Source organism: Sphingomonas sp. SORGH_AS_0438 (assembly GCF_031453475.1).
Classification (GTDB): Bacteria; Pseudomonadota; Alphaproteobacteria; order Sphingomonadales; family Sphingomonadaceae; genus Sphingomonas.
Map to the genome: position 1 here is coordinate 1,058,388 of NZ_JAVIZS010000001.1, position 16,028 is coordinate 1,074,415.

Sequence of the window (16,028 nt, forward strand, 5' to 3'; positions counted from 1 at the left end):
GGCCGGGCAGGCCTGGGGATGACAGGGACAACTATCAGAAGTTGAAGCTGGCCCCGGCGCTGAAGTTGCGGCCGACCAGGCCGGCATAATGCCAGCTGCTCAAATAATTGGGATTGCTGGTATAGGCCGCCGCCGCCAGCGGCGCACGGGCGTTGGTCAGGTTCTGCACGTTGAAGAAGAAGCGGAACTGATCGTTCACCCGCACACCCGCGTTCAGGTCGACATAGACGAACGGCCGGATGAAGCATTGGAAATTGGGGTCGGTGCCGGACGGGATCGGCGCCATCGAGTTCTTGCACGACAGGTCGATGACCTTGTTGACCGGTGTGATCTGGTCGGCCGCCACCTGCTTGATCCGGCCGACATAATAGGCCGTCGCGGTCAGCGTGAGATTGCCGACTTCCAACGCATTCTGCCAATTGCCGCGGACGCGCGGCGTGCCGCCACCCGACGACAGCTGGTACGGCCCGAGCGTACCGGCATATTTCTGCACGATGCCGTCCGGCGTCTCCAGGTCGAGGCGCAGGGTGCGGGTGATGTCGAGCCGGCTGATCAGCCGCATATTGCCCGACAGACGGATATTGGCGTTCGCCTGCACGTCGATGCCCGAGCTCAGCAGCGCGTTGGCGTTGACATAGGGCACGTTGAACACGAGCAGTCGGGGCAGGGCGTTGGGGTTGGACGGATCGGGCGCGTCGACCACGGTGCAGCGATAGCCCTCGCCCACGGCGGCCAGCGCGGCGCAGCCATCGGCAGCATTGCTCTGGCCGTAATAGGCTTTGATCGCATCGGCGCGGCGCGGCCCGGTGACGATCAGGTTCGACTTACGGATATTATAGTAATCGACGGTCAGGTTGAACCAGCGCACCGGGTTCAGGATCGTGCCGACCGTGAAGCTGCGCGACACTTCGGGCAGGATGGCGGGATTGCCGGTCGACGCGCTGCCCAGGCCGTATGTGCCGGTATAGGCGGGGTTGCCGGGATGCGCGGCCGCGAAGCTTGCCGGCGGCGTGAAGGAGGCGAAGCCGGCATAGCTGCTCAGCGGATTATTCTCCGCGAAGGTCGGCGCGCGGAAGCCTTGCGAATAGGTGGCGCGGAGCGAGACCTGGCTGACGGGCATGAACTTCGCGCCGATCTTGGGCGAGAAATGACCATAGCCTTGCGAATAATGGTCGTATCGACCCGACACGTTCAGGTCGAACGTGCGGGTGAAGGGCGCATCGATCTCGAAGAAGCTGGCGGTCACGGTCTGCCGGCCCTGCGCCGAGGAGGTGTTGAGGCCGTAATAGGCGAGGTCTGCATTCTGGTTGCGGTTCATCAGCGTCTCGCGCCGGATCTGGAAGCCGCCGCCGATGTTGAGGTCGCCGCCGGGCAGCGCCATCAGCGACTTGAGCAGCGATCCGCCGATCGTCGCCACCGTCGAATAGGAGGGCGTGGTGCGTTCCGGGGAGATTTGCTGGCGGACCGCCGCGCTGTTCTGCGACGGGTCGACGAAGTTGTACGCGCCCGTGTTGATCGCGCCGAGCAGGCCCTGGATGTTGATGAAACCGCGCTGGGTGACGGCAAAATTGTCACGGGCATAGACGCCGTTCAGGCGGAACTTGAAGCCGCCGCCCAGGTCGCCGGAGATGCCGCCGGTCGCGCGGAACACGTCGACATAGCGATGGCTGGAGGCCGGGATGTCGCCGAACAGGTAATAGATGCGCGCGGCGCCGTTGGCGGGATCACCGGCGAAGGCGGCGGCATAGGGATTGTTCGGGTTGAGCCGTCGGTCCGCCGCCGTGGTGCAGTTCACGCCGGCGGCGCAGACATAGACGGGCAGCACGATGCCCGGGCTGCTCGACGCGAGCGCCGGCGAACCACGGAAGGGCTGGGTCTGCCGGATGTTCGCCGGAATGCCGCGAATGTCGACCTCGGAATGCGAATAGCTGCCGCTGGCGAACATCTCCCAGCCTTCGGCCAGGCGGACGGTGAGGCGGCCGGTGGTCGAGTAGCGCTCCTGGCGCGGCTGGATGATCGAATATTCGTCGGGCAGGTTATGGGCGCAGCCGGTGCCGCTTTCTGCGGCCTTGTTGACCGTGAAGGTGCCGAAGGGGCAGGCGCCCGGATTGAGCAACTGATACTGGTTGGTGATCGGCGCGCCGACCTGTCCGGACAGCGGATTGTTCAGGTCGCTCTGCCGGACGCGGGTGACCACCGCCTGCGGATTGGACTGGGTCAGCGATTCGTCGTTCAGGTTGCGGTCGCGCAATCCGCTGGCGCGCAGATCGAGCGTGTTGAACGGGTAGCCGCGCGAATGGTTGGTGATGTACCCGTCATAGGTATATTCGCCGTTCAGGTAGAAATTGAAGCCCTGGGTGGGATAGTCGCCATAGCCGGCGGTCAGCGTCGCCCGGTAATGGGAACCGTCGCCCTGCCCGGTCGCGCCGCCCTGGGCCGATCCCTGGATCCCTTGGACGTTCTTCTTGCTGATCAGGTTGACGACGCCGCCGATCGCGTCCGCGCCATAGGTGGAGGACGCGCCGTCCTTCAGCACCTCGATCCGGTCGACGACGCTGAAGGGAATGGAGTTCAGGTCGACATAGGCGTTGTGGCCGTCATCGTTGAGCGGGAAATTCGCCGAACGCAGTCCGTCGATCAGCACCACCGTCGACGAGACGCCGAGCCCGCGCAGCGACACCGCCGCGCCACCGGCCGAGAAGCCGTTGCGGAAGCCGGTCGAGATCGAACCGGCGCTGTCGGCGGAGACAGAGCGGATCGCGTCCTGCGCCGTGGTGATGTTCGCGCGCAGCAGCGTCGCCGAATTGAGCACCGTGACGGGCGAGATCGAGCTGGCGTTGGAATCGCGGAACAGCGTGCCGGTGACGACGATCGTGGCGGGCTGCGTCGCTTCCGGCTTCGCCGTAGCCGAGGCGGTATCCTTGGCGTCCGGCGCGATCGGCGCTTCCGATGCTGCGCTCGGTCCGGCGGCATCGACCACCTGCGCATGGGCCGGGCTTGCGGCCGCGATCAGCAGGGCGGCGGTCGAGATTCCGTATCGCACGCTAGAAATGGCGGAGTTCATGAAAATTACAAAGCCCTTCCCTGGACACGCAGCTTTCCAATCGGTGCCGGACCCATCCCCCATGATGGTTCCGGCGCTGCGCGGGTTGCGCCCATAATCTAGGAGGCTTTTCGTCCGTCTTGGACAAAGGAGCTGACTTTATATTGCGTGTACGAAGTCGAAGGTCCGGGGATATACTTCGCTTAGACGGTTTTTCGTCGAAATGGGCGCAAAGATCGTCTTTATTATGAATGGATCTCCGCATGTGCTCGTGGATCGACCGACGCGGAACAGCGGCGGCCTTGTGGTCTGCCCATCGGGTGCTGGGATTCGATGCCCATGGTCTCGGAATAGTCGCCGGTTCGCATCCGGGTGCGGCCGATGCTAATCCGTTGACATGATGAAAAGTGAAATCAATCCTCGAGTGTTCTGGGGCGCATCAGCGATCATCGCCCTGCTGCTGGCGACGACGCTCGCCATGCCGGGCACCGCCGATGCCGCGTTCAAGACGGCGCAGGCCTGGGCGATCGACACGTTCGGCTGGTTCTACATCGCGGCGGTGGCGGCGTTCCTGGTCGTGGTGCTGGTGCTGGGCTTCGGTCCGGCGGGCAAGCTGAAGCTGGGGTCGGACGATGCCGAGCCGGACTTTCCCTATCTGTCCTGGCTGGCCATGCTGTTCGCGGCCGGCATGGGCATCGGGTTGATGTACTTCGCGGTCGCCGAGCCGATCCAGCATTATATCTCGCCACCCGAAGCGCCGAGCGGCACGATCCTGGCGGCGCGCGAGGCGATGGCGATCACCTTCCACCATTATGGCGTCCATGCCTGGGCGATCTATGCGCTGGTGGGCATGAGCCTGGCCTATTTTACCTATCGCAAGGACATGCCGCTGACGCTGCGGTCGGGCCTGTCGCCGATCCTGGGCAAGCGGATCGACGGTCCGCTGGGCGACGCGATCGACATCTTCGCGGTGTGCGGCACCGTGTTCGGCGTGTCCACGTCGCTCGGCTTCGGCGTGTCGCAGATGGCGGCGGGGCTGGCCTATGAATATGGCGTGCCCGACACGACCCAGGTGAAGATCGCGATCATCGTCCTGGTCATGGGCGCGGCGACCTTGTCCGTGTTGAGCGGTGCGGATCGCGGCATCCGCCGCCTGTCGGAACTGAACCTGGTCCTGGCGGTGCTGCTGATGCTGTTCGTGATGGCGGTCGGCCCGACCCTGTTCCTGCTGCGCGCGCTGATCCAGAATTTCGGCCTGTATCTCGATCATTTCGTCAAGCGCACCTTCACCCTCTACGCCTATGAACCGCGCGCCTGGATGGCGGACTGGACGCTTTTCTACTGGGCGTGGTGGATCGCCTGGTCGCCCTTTGTCGGCATGTTCATCGCGCGCATCTCGCGCGGGCGGACGATCCGGGAGTTCGTGATCGGCGTGCTGTTCGTGCCGACCGCCTTCACCTTCCTGTGGATGACGGTGTTCGGCAACACGGCGATCGCGCTCGACCTCGGCACGGCGCAGGGTGGCATCGCTGGAGCGGTGCAGGCGAACCTGTCCACCGCCTTGTTCAAGTTCCTGGAATATCTGCCCGGCGCCAGCGTCACGTCGACGCTGGCGATCGTGCTCGTCGGCTTCTTCTTCGTGACCTCGGCCGATTCCGGCGCGCTGGTCATCGACACGCTCGCCTCGGGCGGCACCGAGGAGACGCCGCGCTGGCAGCGCGTCTATTGGTGCGTGCTGCTGGGCATCACCGCGACGCTGCTGCTGGTCGCCGGCGGATTGGGCGCGTTGCAGTCGGCGACGTTGCTCGCCGCGCTGCCCTTCTGCTTCATCATGCTGCTGCTGGCGGTCGGACTGGTGCGGCAGACCAATGCCGATCTGGCGGGCGTGTCGCTGCCCGCCGACGGCCCCGCCATCAGCGAGCGGATCAAGCGTCTGATCGTGCCCGCCCGCCGCGCCGACATCGTTGCGCAACTCCGGTCACAGGGGCAACCGGCGGTGCAATCGGTGCAGGAAGCGCTGAAGGCGGAGGGCTGGACGGCCAGCCGGCTGGACAGCGAGGCGGACAGGGTCGAACTGACCATTACCGCGCGCGACGGCCGCCTCTTCGTCTACCGCCTGTCGCCACGCTCGCGCCCGCTCGCCGCCTATACCGCGCTGGAGGCGCCGGAGGGCCGCCGCAGCCTGGCCTGGATGCTGGCCGCACAGACCAATGGCGAGACGGGCTTTCGCGACCTGACCGGTTTCACCGTCGGGCAGATCGCCAATGACGTGCTGACCCAATTGGAACGCTGGCGGCTGACGGAGGCCCATGTGCAGGACCGCTGAGCGGTCCGATAGCGACGGCCGGTCGTGGCGCGGCGGACGCCCATGCCACGGTGCGGGTGGGTGTTCGCCGATCACCGCGTCGACGCCATCCTGCCGGCCGGCCGGAATGTCGTCGAGCGGTGAGACCTTCCATCTCGCACCGACCCACCGGGAAATGGCATCGGGTCGATCGGAGCGGCGGCTTAAGGCTCCAGCCCGAGCGCGACGCGATCGGCGGTAGCGGCGGCGAGTTCGGCGCGGGCCGCCGCGATCCGGGCCTGCGCATCGATCAGCCGCACCCGGGCGTCGTTCGCCGTTTCCTCGCGCTGGTTGACCAGGAAGAAGTCGCTCGACCCCAGTTCAAACCGTCGACGCTCGGCCGCCGCCAGGCGTTCGGCGAGCTGTCGCTCCTGCTCGGCGATCGTCGCGAGCTTTTCCGCCGCGCCGACGCCGATGGTGATGCCCTCCACCTCGACGGTGATCTGGTCGCGCAGGAAGCGGCGACGCGCCTCCAGCGCATCGATCTCCGCGCGGGCCTCGACGATCTTGCCCTTCGCCGCGCGGTTCTGCAGCGGCAGCGAGAAGCGGAAGCCGACCGCCGCCTCCAGCGGCGTGCGCGTGGGGCCGCCAAGGCCGATCGGGCCGACATCCTTGCCGATCTCGCCCCGCAGGTCGAGCCGGGGACGCAGGTCGTTCTGCGCCAGCGCCAGCTTGGCCGAACCCTGGTCGATGCGGGCCAACAGCATTTGCAGGTCGGGCCGTCGCCGCTCGAAATCGGCGCGCGCCGATGCCGCGACCCCGGCCAAGGCGCTGGCGTCCGGGGGCAGTCGCTCCGGGCCGACCAGCACCGGCTCGCCGGCGGCATCGCGATAATAGAGCGACAGGGCGTTGGCGGCGGCCTGGAAGTCTCCCTCGGCCCGCACCACCAGCGCGCGGCGGCGGACCAGATTCTGGTCGTTCTCGGCCAGCAGGATGTCCGGCCGGGCGCCGAGCTGGACCTGGCGCGCCAGGCCGCCGCGCCGGCTTTCGGACAGTTGGAGAAGGTCGCGATACGCGCGCAGGCGCAGGCCCGCCGCGACCCAGTTCTGATAGGCGTCGATCGCACGCCGCTGCACGCCGATCGCCACCGCCTGCCGCTCGAACTGGGCGATGTCGATATCGCCCGATGCCAGGGTGCGGCGGGTCCGCCGCTCGTCGACCAGCCGGTCGCGGAGCAGCGAATAGAGCGCGCCGACCTTCACCTCGCCCAGGCGGTTGGTGTAATTCTCGTCCTCATAGACGGGGAAGCGCCCGCGACTGGCGCGGTAGCCGCCATAGACATAGCCGCCATTGTCGGTCAGCGGCCGCGTCGCACGGGCGGAGGCGATCGTCCCGTCATAATAGCCGAGCGTGCGCGAGCGGCCATCGGCCTCGAACACCGTGTCGAACGTGCCATCGGCGGTCACGGCGCGGCCCTCGGCGGCGCGGACCTTGGCCAGGGCCTCGATGATCTGCGGCGCGGCGCGGGCAGAGGCTTGCAGCACGTCGTCCAGCGTCAACGGCGCGGTGCTGGTTTCGAGCGCGGGGGCCGGGTTCGCGCGGATGCGCTGCGCCACGGCCGATGGCGCCATGATGGGGGCGGCGACCAGCGCGGCAAGCAGGAGTGGCCGGATCATTTCGGCTTGCCCGCCTTGGAGGCGATCTTGCGATCGTCGTCCTTGCCGCCGCCATCCTTGCCACTGCCGTCCTTATAGGGCGTGGTCTGGCCGAACTCCAAGGGGAAGTCGTTGAGCTGACGCCAGAGCTCATAGCCGACCGTGACCGTCTCGCCCTGCACCCAGCCCTGCACCTTGCCGCCGAGCCGGACGAAGCGCCGATCCGGCCAGGCGGGCTTGCCGGGCATCGGCTCGACCAGGATGCGGAACAGGCCCTGCGCATTGGCATTGGGATCGATGGTGCGGACGCGACCGTCGAAGAAGCCATAGGCGACCGAGGGCCAGCCACTGAACTGGATCGCGGGCCAGCCCTCGAACTCCAGCCGGACCGGACGACCCGGGCGCAGCAGCGGCACGTCGCGACCGTCGATCAACAGCTCGACCGCGCGCTCGACCCGTTCCGGTGCGACCACCGCCAGCGCGGTCCCGGCCGAGACATAGGCGCCACCGGCGGCGGCGTTGAGGTTCTGGATACGGCCGTCGCGCGGCGCCCGCACCAGCTGCGCCGACTGGCGATTGAGCTGCACGTCGATGCGGTTGAGCTTGGCGCGCGACTCCGCCAGCTTCGCGCCCGAGTCCGCGACCTTGATCTGCGCCTGCTCGTAATCGCGACGCGAGGCGAGGCCTTCGGCATAGAGCTGCCGGGTGCGGTTGACGTCGATCTGGGCGACCGCCTGCGACTGGCGGACCGAGGCGATCTCGGCCTGCACCTGCGCCCGCTCGGCGGCGAGGCGCGAGAGCAGGTTGGGATCGAGGTCGATGATGCGGGCGATCGGGTCACCGCGCTTCACATGCTGGCCGTCATGCACATACCAGCGCTCGACCTGGCCGGGCACCAGCGCGGTCACGTCCTGCGCCCGGTCCTGCGGATCGAGCGAGACGACCTGACCGCGCCCGACCGCAGTCTGCAACCAGGGTACGCAGAAAAGGACGAAGATCGTCGCGGCGATGCCCATCGTCACGATCCAGGCGACGGCGACCGCCACCCGGGGCGGACGCAGCGAGGCGAGGGTGCGGAAATGCGCGAGCTGTTCAGGCGGATGCTGCATCGTCGCCCTCCCGGTTGCAGGCGGCCTGGAGCTCGGCCAGCGTGTCGAAGCGACGCTGTTCGGTCAGGCCGAGATAGAGATAGCCGTCGAGCACCAGATCCTCCGGCCGGCCGGTGCAGAGCAGCACGGTCGTGCCATGATCCTTCAATATCCGTATGGCCGCACGCAGCCGTTCGGGTGGCAACAGGTCGAAGATCTGGCCGAGCAGCAGGAGCTTGGGCCGGACGAGGAGGGCATTGGCGAGCTTCAACGCCATCGCCTCGCCGACGCTGAGCGGATAGCCGGTCGAGCCGAGCGGCGTGTCCAGCCCCTGGGGCAGGCTGGCGAGGCGGCGTTCCAGTCCGACGGTCGCCAGCGCCTCCATCGCCGCGCCGTCCAGCCCCTGCGAGGCCAGGCGGAGATATTCGCGGATCGTGACCTCGACGATGGTCGAGCGGTCCAGCACCGTCACGTCGGAGCGGAGATGGTACATGTCGAACGAGCCCAGGTCGCCGCCGCCGATCCGCACCAGGCCGCGTTCGGGCAGGGCGTGCCGCTTCAGCAGCATGGCCAGCCAGCGCTCCGCCCCCGGCTCGGCGACCGCGACGAGCTGCTCGCCGGCGGCGAGCGTCAGATCGTAGCGTGCGTCCTTGAAGGCCACGTCGGTCAGCTTGACCGCGCCGTCGCGCGGGCCGTTGCCGCCGCCTGCGGCACTCTCCTGCGGGATGGCGAACAGCAGCGACAGTTCCTCCGAACTGGCGACCATGTCGTAGAAGATGTCGAGATAGGTGCCGAGCTGGGCGATGCCGTAGAAGACGCCCGACAGGATCAGCTCCGCCGCGACAAGCTGGCCGAGCGATAACTGCCCGCGCAGGATCAACATGCCGCCGAGCAGCAGCAGCCCGGCACTGGCGAAGGCGTAGATCAGCAGGAAGGCGATGGTCTGTGCGAACTGGTAGCGGAAATAGCGCCGATGGGTGGCGACATAGGCCGCGGTCATCGCCTCCGACCGGGTCATCGCGAAGTCGAGGTGGCGCGCCGACTTGTAGAAGCCGTTCGATCCGCCGACGCTCTCCAGCCAGCCGGCGGCATTGTGCTTGGCATGGCTGAGCGCCACCGCCCCACTGATCGCGCCGCGCCGCCAGAGCATCCAGACCAGCAGCACCGCCGCGACCAGCACCGCGTTGAAGGCGAGGAAGACGGGATGGTAGAAGCTGGTGATGGTCAGGCCGATCACCGCCTGCAGCATGATCGTGAAGGCGCCGATCACCATGCTGGGCACCGACTTCTGGACGACCACCAGGTCGAAGAAACGGTTGAACAGATGGCCGCGATTGCCGTCGGCGAAGAAGGGGTCCTGGGCGTGGACGGCCCGCAGCGTGACCTCCGCGACGACGCGGGAGAACAGGCGACGCTCGAACGCGGCCATGATCCAGACGCGAAGCGCACTGAGTGCCGCGACCATCAGCAGCAAGAGGAGAAGGACGCCCGACAGCGCCCATAAGGGGGCCGGCATCGCGGTGTTGGCGACGCTGTTGATCAGCAACTGGACGGAAATGGGTGTCGCGAGCGCCAACAGGCTGATCGCGATGGTATAGACGATGCCTAGACGAATATAGGCCCCGTCGGGCCCGATCGTCTGCGACAGCCACCCCACCGCATCCCGAAATCCCAATCTCTGCGCCGCCAAAACAATCCCCCTTGTCATGCCTCTCGGCAGATCGGCCCTGAAACGATGCTGTGGACATGCCACCACCTCGCAGTGGGGTCACATCATTCATTGATCCAGATTGTTATAGGGTAATGGCATATCATCCGGGTTGCCAATCGGATTATAGCTGTCACGTCTATAGACGGATGCTATAGGGCGCCATGCCTACGCTGCGTCAGCTGGAATATCTGGTCACGATCGCGGATACAGGGTCCTTCGCGCTCGCCGCCCGGGTGGCGAACGTCTCGCAGCCGACGCTCAGTCAGCAAGTCCGCACGCTGGAGGATCGGCTGGGGGCCAAGCTGCTCGAACGAAGCGCGACGGGCGCGATGCTGACCCCGGTCGGCCGAACGATCGTGGCGACGGCACGGCGCATGTTGAGCGATGCCAGCGACATCGTCGCACTGGCGGCGGGGGCGTCCAACAGCTTGGCGGGGATCCTGCGGCTCGGCACGACGCCCACGCTCGGGCCCTATCTGCTGTCGCCGATCATCGCCGAGTTGCACCGCATGGCCCCGAACCTGCGGCTGCATGTCCGGGAGGGCATTCCCGACGAGCAGGTGCTGGAACTGTCACGTGGCGAGATCGACGTGGTGCTCGGTCCATTGCCGATGACCGGCGATGACCTGACGATCGAGCCGCTGTTTCGCGAGCCGCTGCACCTGGTGGCGGCGCTGGATCATCCGAGCGATGCTGGCGGAACCATGCCGGACGACCTTGCCGGCAGTCCGCTGCTGACGCTCGACCCCCGCCATCACCTGGCGCGCCAGGCGGCGGAGATCGCCGAACGCTACGGGATGACCGTGGCGCCGGACTATTACGGCACCAGCCTGGACAGTCTGCACCAGATGGTGGCGAGTGGCCTGGGACTGGCGCTTCTGCCCAGCCTCTACCTGCGATCGGATGTGGGCGGTCTGGCGGGCCTGAAGGTCCTGACGGTCGAGAATTGGCGGGCGCACCGCTCGATCGCCATGGCGTGGCGGCGACAGTCACCGATGAGCGCGGCCTTCCGGTTGATCGCCGATCATGTCCAGAACTGCGCCCGGACCTTGCTGGCCTGATCCGACACCGGCCCTGGTCTGGACGTACCTGGCCCAGGCTCGACACGCCCGGTCCGGAGACAGGGCTTCCATGATCCGTCGAGCCCGAGACCATGGTTCGATCGGCCTCGATCCGGATCGGCGGGGGCGGTCATTCGCTCCCACCGACCCGGCCCGATCCTGACCTTAGGGGATCAGTCGACCGTCGCGCAGCCGCTGGAACAGCGCGAAGAACGCATCGTCGGTCGGCTGATAGCCGGCAAAGCCCAGCCGCCGGCTCTTCGACATGTCGGTGACGACCTCGATCGGACGGCCGAGATCGGCATCGGTGTGCCAGGGCGAGGCGAGCCGGCCGAGTTCGGCCTCGGCCAGCCCCTCGCGCGCCGCGATCTCGCGCCACAGGCCGGCATCGTCGGCCATCTGCTCCTCGAGCGGTCGTACGACGCCATCGAAGGGTGCCGCCTCCACGCCGAACCAGTCGGCGATACGGCCCCACATCCACTGCCAGCGGAAGACGTCGCCATTGACGACGTTGAACGCCTCGTCATGCGCCGCCTCGGTTTCCGCCGCCCAGAGAAGGTGACGGGCGAGCTGCCCCGCATCGGTCATGTCGGTCAGGCCCTGCCATTGCGCGGCCGAGCCGGGGAAGCGGAAGGGCTGGCCCTTTTCCCGGCACAGGGTCGCATAGACCGCCAGCGTCGTGCCCATGTTCATAGCATTGCCGACCGCGAGGCCGATCACGGTGTGCGGCCGGTGGACGCTCCAGGTGAAGCCATCGCGCTTCGCGGCGGCGAACAACGCGTCTTCCTGGGCATAATAGAAATTCTCGACGTCCAGCCGGCCCTGTTCCTCGCGGAACGGGGTCTGGGGCAGGCTGCCCTTGCCATAGGCCTCGAACGGCCCGAGATAATGTTTCAGACCGGTCACCAGCGCGACGTGGCGCGGGCCTTCGCCTCCGCGCAGTCCGTCGAGCAGGTTGCGGACCATCGCCCCATTGACGCGGATATTCTCCGCCTCGCTGTCCTGGCGCAGCCAGGTGGTGACGAACACCGCGTCGGGCGTGAGGCCGCGCAGCGCCGTGGCGGTGGCCTCCGCATCTTGCAGGTCGGCGGCGATCGGCCGGACCCCGGACTGTTCGGTCGGGCGTCGGGCGAGGCCGTGGACGGTCCATCCCTGTTCCACCAGCAGCGTCGCGGTCGCGCTGCCGACGATCCCGCTCGCCCCCACTACCAAAGCCGTTTTCGTCATGAAATTCTCCTTGTCGAGGCATGAGTTAGTCATGGGTGGACAGTGGTTCCAGACGGCACCATCTACGCCCCCAGGCACCAGGAGGTAACCATATGCAACCCGGCACGGCGGATGAGGAATGGCGGGAGGATTGCGCGCCGCGCCGCGTGCTGGAACTGTTCGCGACCAAATGGACCAGCATGGTCTTGCACACGCTTCATGCCCGCCATGACGGCACGGCGCGAACCGGCGTGCTGCTGCGCAGCCTGCCGGGCATCTCGAAGAAGATGCTGACCCAGACGGTCCGGGACATGGAGGCGAGCGGCCTGCTGAGCCGGCACGTCCACAGCGCCATCCCGCCGATGGTCGAATATCGGCTGACCGATCTCGGCCGGCGCTTCGTGGAGCCCGTCGAGCTGCTCTATGGCTGGGGACGCGACAATGCCGATGCGCTGGATCGGCTCGTGCCGCGGGCAAGCTCGCGGCGCGCCTGATCGTGCCGGCTTGCGCCATGACGGCGAGGCCGTGCTAAGGGCGCGTCCATGTCGAAGTCCCATACTACATCCGGCACGATCGCCGTGGATGGCATCCCCTATGACTGGCGCCTGCAGCGCGAACCCCATCTGTCGGACGATGAGGGGTGGAAGGGCATGACCCTCTCGATCCTGCAACAGGATGCCAAGCGCGAGGTCTTCGTGGAGTTCCCGCCCTCCAAGCGGCTGCTCAAGGGACTGCCGCGCGGCCGCCTCCAGCTGGACGATGCGACGATCGCACGGTGCATCCGCGCGGCCCTGTCGGCGGGCTGGGAACCGATGTCGCGCGGCCGGCCGGTGACGGTGGTGGTCGACGCCGAGGGCAATTGAACCGGCCACCGCCCGCCGCCCACTAGGCCACGACCCGGATCGTCGCGTCGGTCGGATCGACCGGGTCCATTATGAACGCCCCGGCGTCGCGTTGCGCCACCAGCCAGGCGACATGCGCGGGCGAGATGCGTTGCCCGGGCACCAGCCGGGGCACGCCGGGCGGGGCGGGGGCGATCATCTCGGCGGCGATCCGGCCGCCCGCATCCTCGTACCGGACCATCTCGACCGGCGCGGCGATCGCGTCCGGCCCGGCCATCGCCATCTCGACGGACAGGGTCTCGATGCCGGGCGTGGTGGCCAGCGGGGGCAGCATCGCGGGATCGGCGGCCAGCCGCGCGACCAGGTCCGCCAGCCCATGCTCCAGCGCGCGGATGTCACCGCGCGTCGTGCCGAGCGCGATCACCGCCAGAAGGTGACGGGCATCGGACAGGCCGATGCTGATGCGATGCTCCGCGTACAGCCAGTCGTCGATCGCATAGCCCGACACACCGAGCGCCGACACGTCGATCAGGATCTTGGTACGGTCGAGATCGGCCCCGGCCGGCACGTCGTCGCGGCCGAGCACGCGCAGCGGCGCGATCGCGGCGATGGTCTCGCGCGCATGGTCGGCCAGCGCGAGGACGTCGTTCCACATCTGCTCGCCCCGCAACGCATGGTCGCGCCGCGTCGCGTCGAGCGACGCCAGGATCGGCACCGAGGGACTGGTCGTCTCGAACAGTTCATAGGCCATCCACAGGCGTTGCCGGTCGAGCAGATCGCCCTTGGCGACGATGATCGATCCTTGCGCCAGCGCCCCCATCGTCTTGTGGGCGCTGTAGACGGCGGCATCCGCGCCCTTGGTCAGCGGATCGTCGGGCAGGGCCTCGCAAAAGGCGAAGGCGCCGCCCCAGGCCGCATCGACGATCAGCGGGATGCCATGCTCGTGGCAGAGGGTAGCCAGGGCGGCCACATCGCTGGTCACGCCATAATAGGTCGGGCTCACCAGGACGAAGGCCTTGGCCGCCGGATGGTGCGCCAGCGACTCCCGCAAGGCGTCGGGCGTGACGCCATGTTCGATGTCCCAGCCCTGGTCGACCTGCACCGGGACAATGCCGATGTCGAGGCCCGCGGCGAGGGCGTAGGTCCGCTCGGCCTTGTGGGCGTTCGCCGCGACCAGGATCGTGTCGCCCGGACCGGCCACCGCCGCCATCACCGTGTGAAGGCTCTGGGTCGATCCGCCGGTGACGAACCGGCAGAAATCGGCGTTCCAGGCCTCCGCCGCGATCTCGTGCGCGCGTTGCAGCGCCAGCGTCCCTTCGGTCCGGTCGTCCAGCCCCTTGGGCGTCAGCACATCGGCGCGGAACGTACGCCGGCCCAACAGGCTCCGCAGACCCGAGGGGATGACGGCCCCCTGATTATGCCCCGGCGCGCCGAACCCGATCAGCGGCTTGCGCTCGATCGCGGCCAACGCCTCCACCAGCGGCGCGCTCTTCTGATCCATGTCGATCCCTTGGTTGTTGGGATCGCATAACGTGCAAAATCAAAAACCTAGGCCAAAGGAAAACGAACTTATTGCGGCTTTGTTATCCGAGGATGCCCTGAGGGATCGCGATCGATCAAAAGGCGACCTGCGCGCGGCCGATCAGGGTCTGGCCATGGTCGGTCGCGCCGCCCCGCTGCGTCGGATTGGCGACCGTCCAGTCGATCGCATTGAGCTGGAGCCGGACGAAGTTGTTGAGGTACCAGTTGACGCCCAGCGTCAGCGCGGTGCCGCGCCCGGCGGTGGGATTGTCGCTATAGTCCAGTTCCTCATAGCGGGTGGCGAGCTCGATCGCGCCGCTGCCGCCCGAGGTGAAGGGACGCAGCACCTTGGGGCGGCTCCAGACGCCGCCACGGGTCAGATAGGGCGGGGTCTCCCCGGTCAGGAACCAGCCCGCCTGCACCGCCCAGGCCGACTGGTCGGTCGACGCGCCCGCGCGATTTTCGATCTGCCGCGCGCCATATTCGCCGTAAGCCCAAAGCGACTTGTGGAACGTGCCCAGCTCGACGCCATAGCCGTCGCCCGACCGGGCATCCGCGAAGCTGCCCGGTAGGATGCGGAGATTGTCGTTGAAGAAGCCGCCGACCGCGATGCTGCGCGTCGGCCGCGTCGCATCGGCGGCGATGTCCTCGTGAAAGCCCCAGAGGCCCAGATGGACCAGCCAGTCGGCGGTCTTCACCGGGTTCCAATGCGCGCGCGCGCCGATCGTCAGGCCGTCGCCCTGGGTGCCGGGATTGTTGATGTCGTCGCCCGAGACCTGCACGCCGACATGCCAGCCATCGCCATAGATGCGGGCCGCCGCGCCTAGGCCGAAGAAGCCGCGCACCGGTATGATGCCGGCACCGACGAAATTCCGTTCCAGGAAGGGGACGGAGATGGTGCCGCTCGACCCGTCCAGCCCGCGATCGTTCAGGCGGTTGCCTAGTGCGAACTCGGCCTGCTGGCCCACGAAGCGCGTCGTCCAAGCAAGATAGGCCGATTTGATCGCCACGTCGTTGTCGGCGAAATCGCCCTCCAGCAGATAGGAGAGGTGCGGGCCGATCGACCCTTCGAACCCCAGGCGTAGCGACCGGGCGGTGGTGGCGGTCATGTTGCGGGCCGGGATCGCGCTGCCAGTCGTGGTGGCGAGATCGACCAGGATGCGGCCGCGCGGGCGGAAGGAGAAGCGGCCGTCGGCGCTGGTGAACTCCGGCGTGCCCTTCGACCAGTCGACATGGACGCCCTCCTTCTGCGCCTGCTCGATCCGCGCCAGCCGCGCGTCGAGCGACGGCGGATGGGCGTCGGAGGGGAGCGACTGGCCGAGCGGGGCTGGACTGCGCGGCCGTTGCGGGGCTTGGGCGGCGGTTCGGGGCGGCGGCGATGGATGCGCGTCGGAGGGCAGCGCCTGTCCCAGCGGCGCGGCGGCGACCGCCGGGGGCGGGGCGCCCTCGATCGCGGCCAGCCGCGCCTCCAGCCGGGCGATCTGCGCCTGTTGCTGCTCGACCAACCGGGTCAGGCGCGCGACATCGTCGGCGCCTTGCGCGGCGGCGGGCAGGGACGTGCACAGGCCGATCGCGAGCAAGGCTCCACGATACATGACGGCATCCTCTCAGGGGTGG

The 16,028-nt window shown here is 67.7% G+C and carries 11 protein-coding genes; 4 read left to right on the forward strand and 7 right to left on the reverse strand.

The genetic code is table 11. The features are described 5' to 3' along the window. Positions 1–34 precede the first annotated feature (34 nt). Entirely contained in the window at positions 35–3,064 is a 3,030-nt protein-coding gene (locus QE452_RS05070) for a TonB-dependent receptor domain-containing protein (RefSeq protein ID WP_405052736.1), read from the reverse strand. Positions 3,065–3,443: 379 nt separating this feature from the next. Between QE452_RS05070 and QE452_RS05075 the strand changes: the two genes are divergently transcribed. Next, on the forward strand, positions 3,444–5,369 hold the full coding sequence (locus tag QE452_RS05075; RefSeq protein ID WP_309659750.1) for a BCCT family transporter: 1,926 nt from the start codon (positions 3,444–3,446) through the stop codon (positions 5,367–5,369). 182 nt (positions 5,370–5,551) lie between these two features. Here QE452_RS05075 and QE452_RS05080 read toward each other — a convergent pair whose 3' ends face one another. The 3 genes from QE452_RS05080 to QE452_RS05090 are packed head-to-tail and all read right to left on the reverse strand — an operon-like array spanning position 5,552 to position 9,760. Next, a complete protein-coding gene (locus tag QE452_RS05080) occupies positions 5,552–7,003 on the reverse strand; it encodes a TolC family protein (protein ID WP_309659749.1) in 1,452 nt (483 codons plus the stop codon). After that, positions 7,000–8,091, reverse strand: coding sequence for an efflux RND transporter periplasmic adaptor subunit (locus QE452_RS05085; RefSeq protein WP_309659748.1), 1,092 nt, complete (start codon positions 8,089–8,091; stop codon positions 7,000–7,002). Before QE452_RS05085 ends, QE452_RS05080 begins: the two co-directional genes overlap by 4 nt. After that, positions 8,075–9,760 carry an ABC transporter ATP-binding protein gene (locus tag QE452_RS05090; protein ID WP_309659747.1) on the reverse strand — a complete coding sequence of 562 codons (1,686 nt, stop codon included), beginning with the start codon at positions 9,758–9,760 and terminating at the stop codon, positions 8,075–8,077. Before QE452_RS05090 ends, QE452_RS05085 begins: the two co-directional genes overlap by 17 nt. Before the next feature lie 182 nt (positions 9,761–9,942). Here QE452_RS05090 and QE452_RS05095 point away from each other — a divergent pair, with 182 nt between their 5' ends. Next, positions 9,943–10,842, forward strand: a complete 900-nt coding sequence (locus tag QE452_RS05095) for a hydrogen peroxide-inducible genes activator (protein ID WP_309659746.1) — start codon at positions 9,943–9,945, stop codon at positions 10,840–10,842. Positions 10,843–11,007: 165 nt separating this feature from the next. On the opposite strand, the gene QE452_RS05100 is transcribed toward QE452_RS05095, so the two are convergent. Continuing rightward, a complete protein-coding gene (locus tag QE452_RS05100) occupies positions 11,008–12,069 on the reverse strand; it encodes an SDR family oxidoreductase (RefSeq protein WP_309659745.1) in 1,062 nt (353 codons plus the stop codon). A 92-nt stretch (positions 12,070–12,161) separates the two neighbouring features. Between QE452_RS05100 and QE452_RS05105 the strand changes: the two genes are divergently transcribed. After that, entirely contained in the window at positions 12,162–12,542 is a 381-nt protein-coding gene (locus tag QE452_RS05105; RefSeq protein ID WP_125996042.1) for a helix-turn-helix domain-containing protein, read from the forward strand. A gap of 48 nt (positions 12,543–12,590) precedes the next feature. Next, positions 12,591–12,911 (forward strand): hypothetical protein, encoded by a 321-nt coding sequence (locus QE452_RS05110; RefSeq protein WP_309659744.1) that lies wholly within the window; start codon positions 12,591–12,593, stop codon positions 12,909–12,911. Positions 12,912–12,933: 22 nt separating this feature from the next. On the opposite strand, the gene QE452_RS05115 is transcribed toward QE452_RS05110, so the two are convergent. Then, a complete protein-coding gene (locus QE452_RS05115) occupies positions 12,934–14,391 on the reverse strand; it encodes an aminotransferase class V-fold PLP-dependent enzyme (RefSeq protein ID WP_309659743.1) in 1,458 nt (485 codons plus the stop codon). Between the two features lie 115 nt (positions 14,392–14,506). Continuing rightward, positions 14,507–16,006, reverse strand: a complete 1,500-nt coding sequence (locus QE452_RS05120) for a porin (RefSeq protein ID WP_309729685.1) — start codon at positions 16,004–16,006, stop codon at positions 14,507–14,509. Positions 16,007–16,028 lie beyond the last annotated feature (22 nt).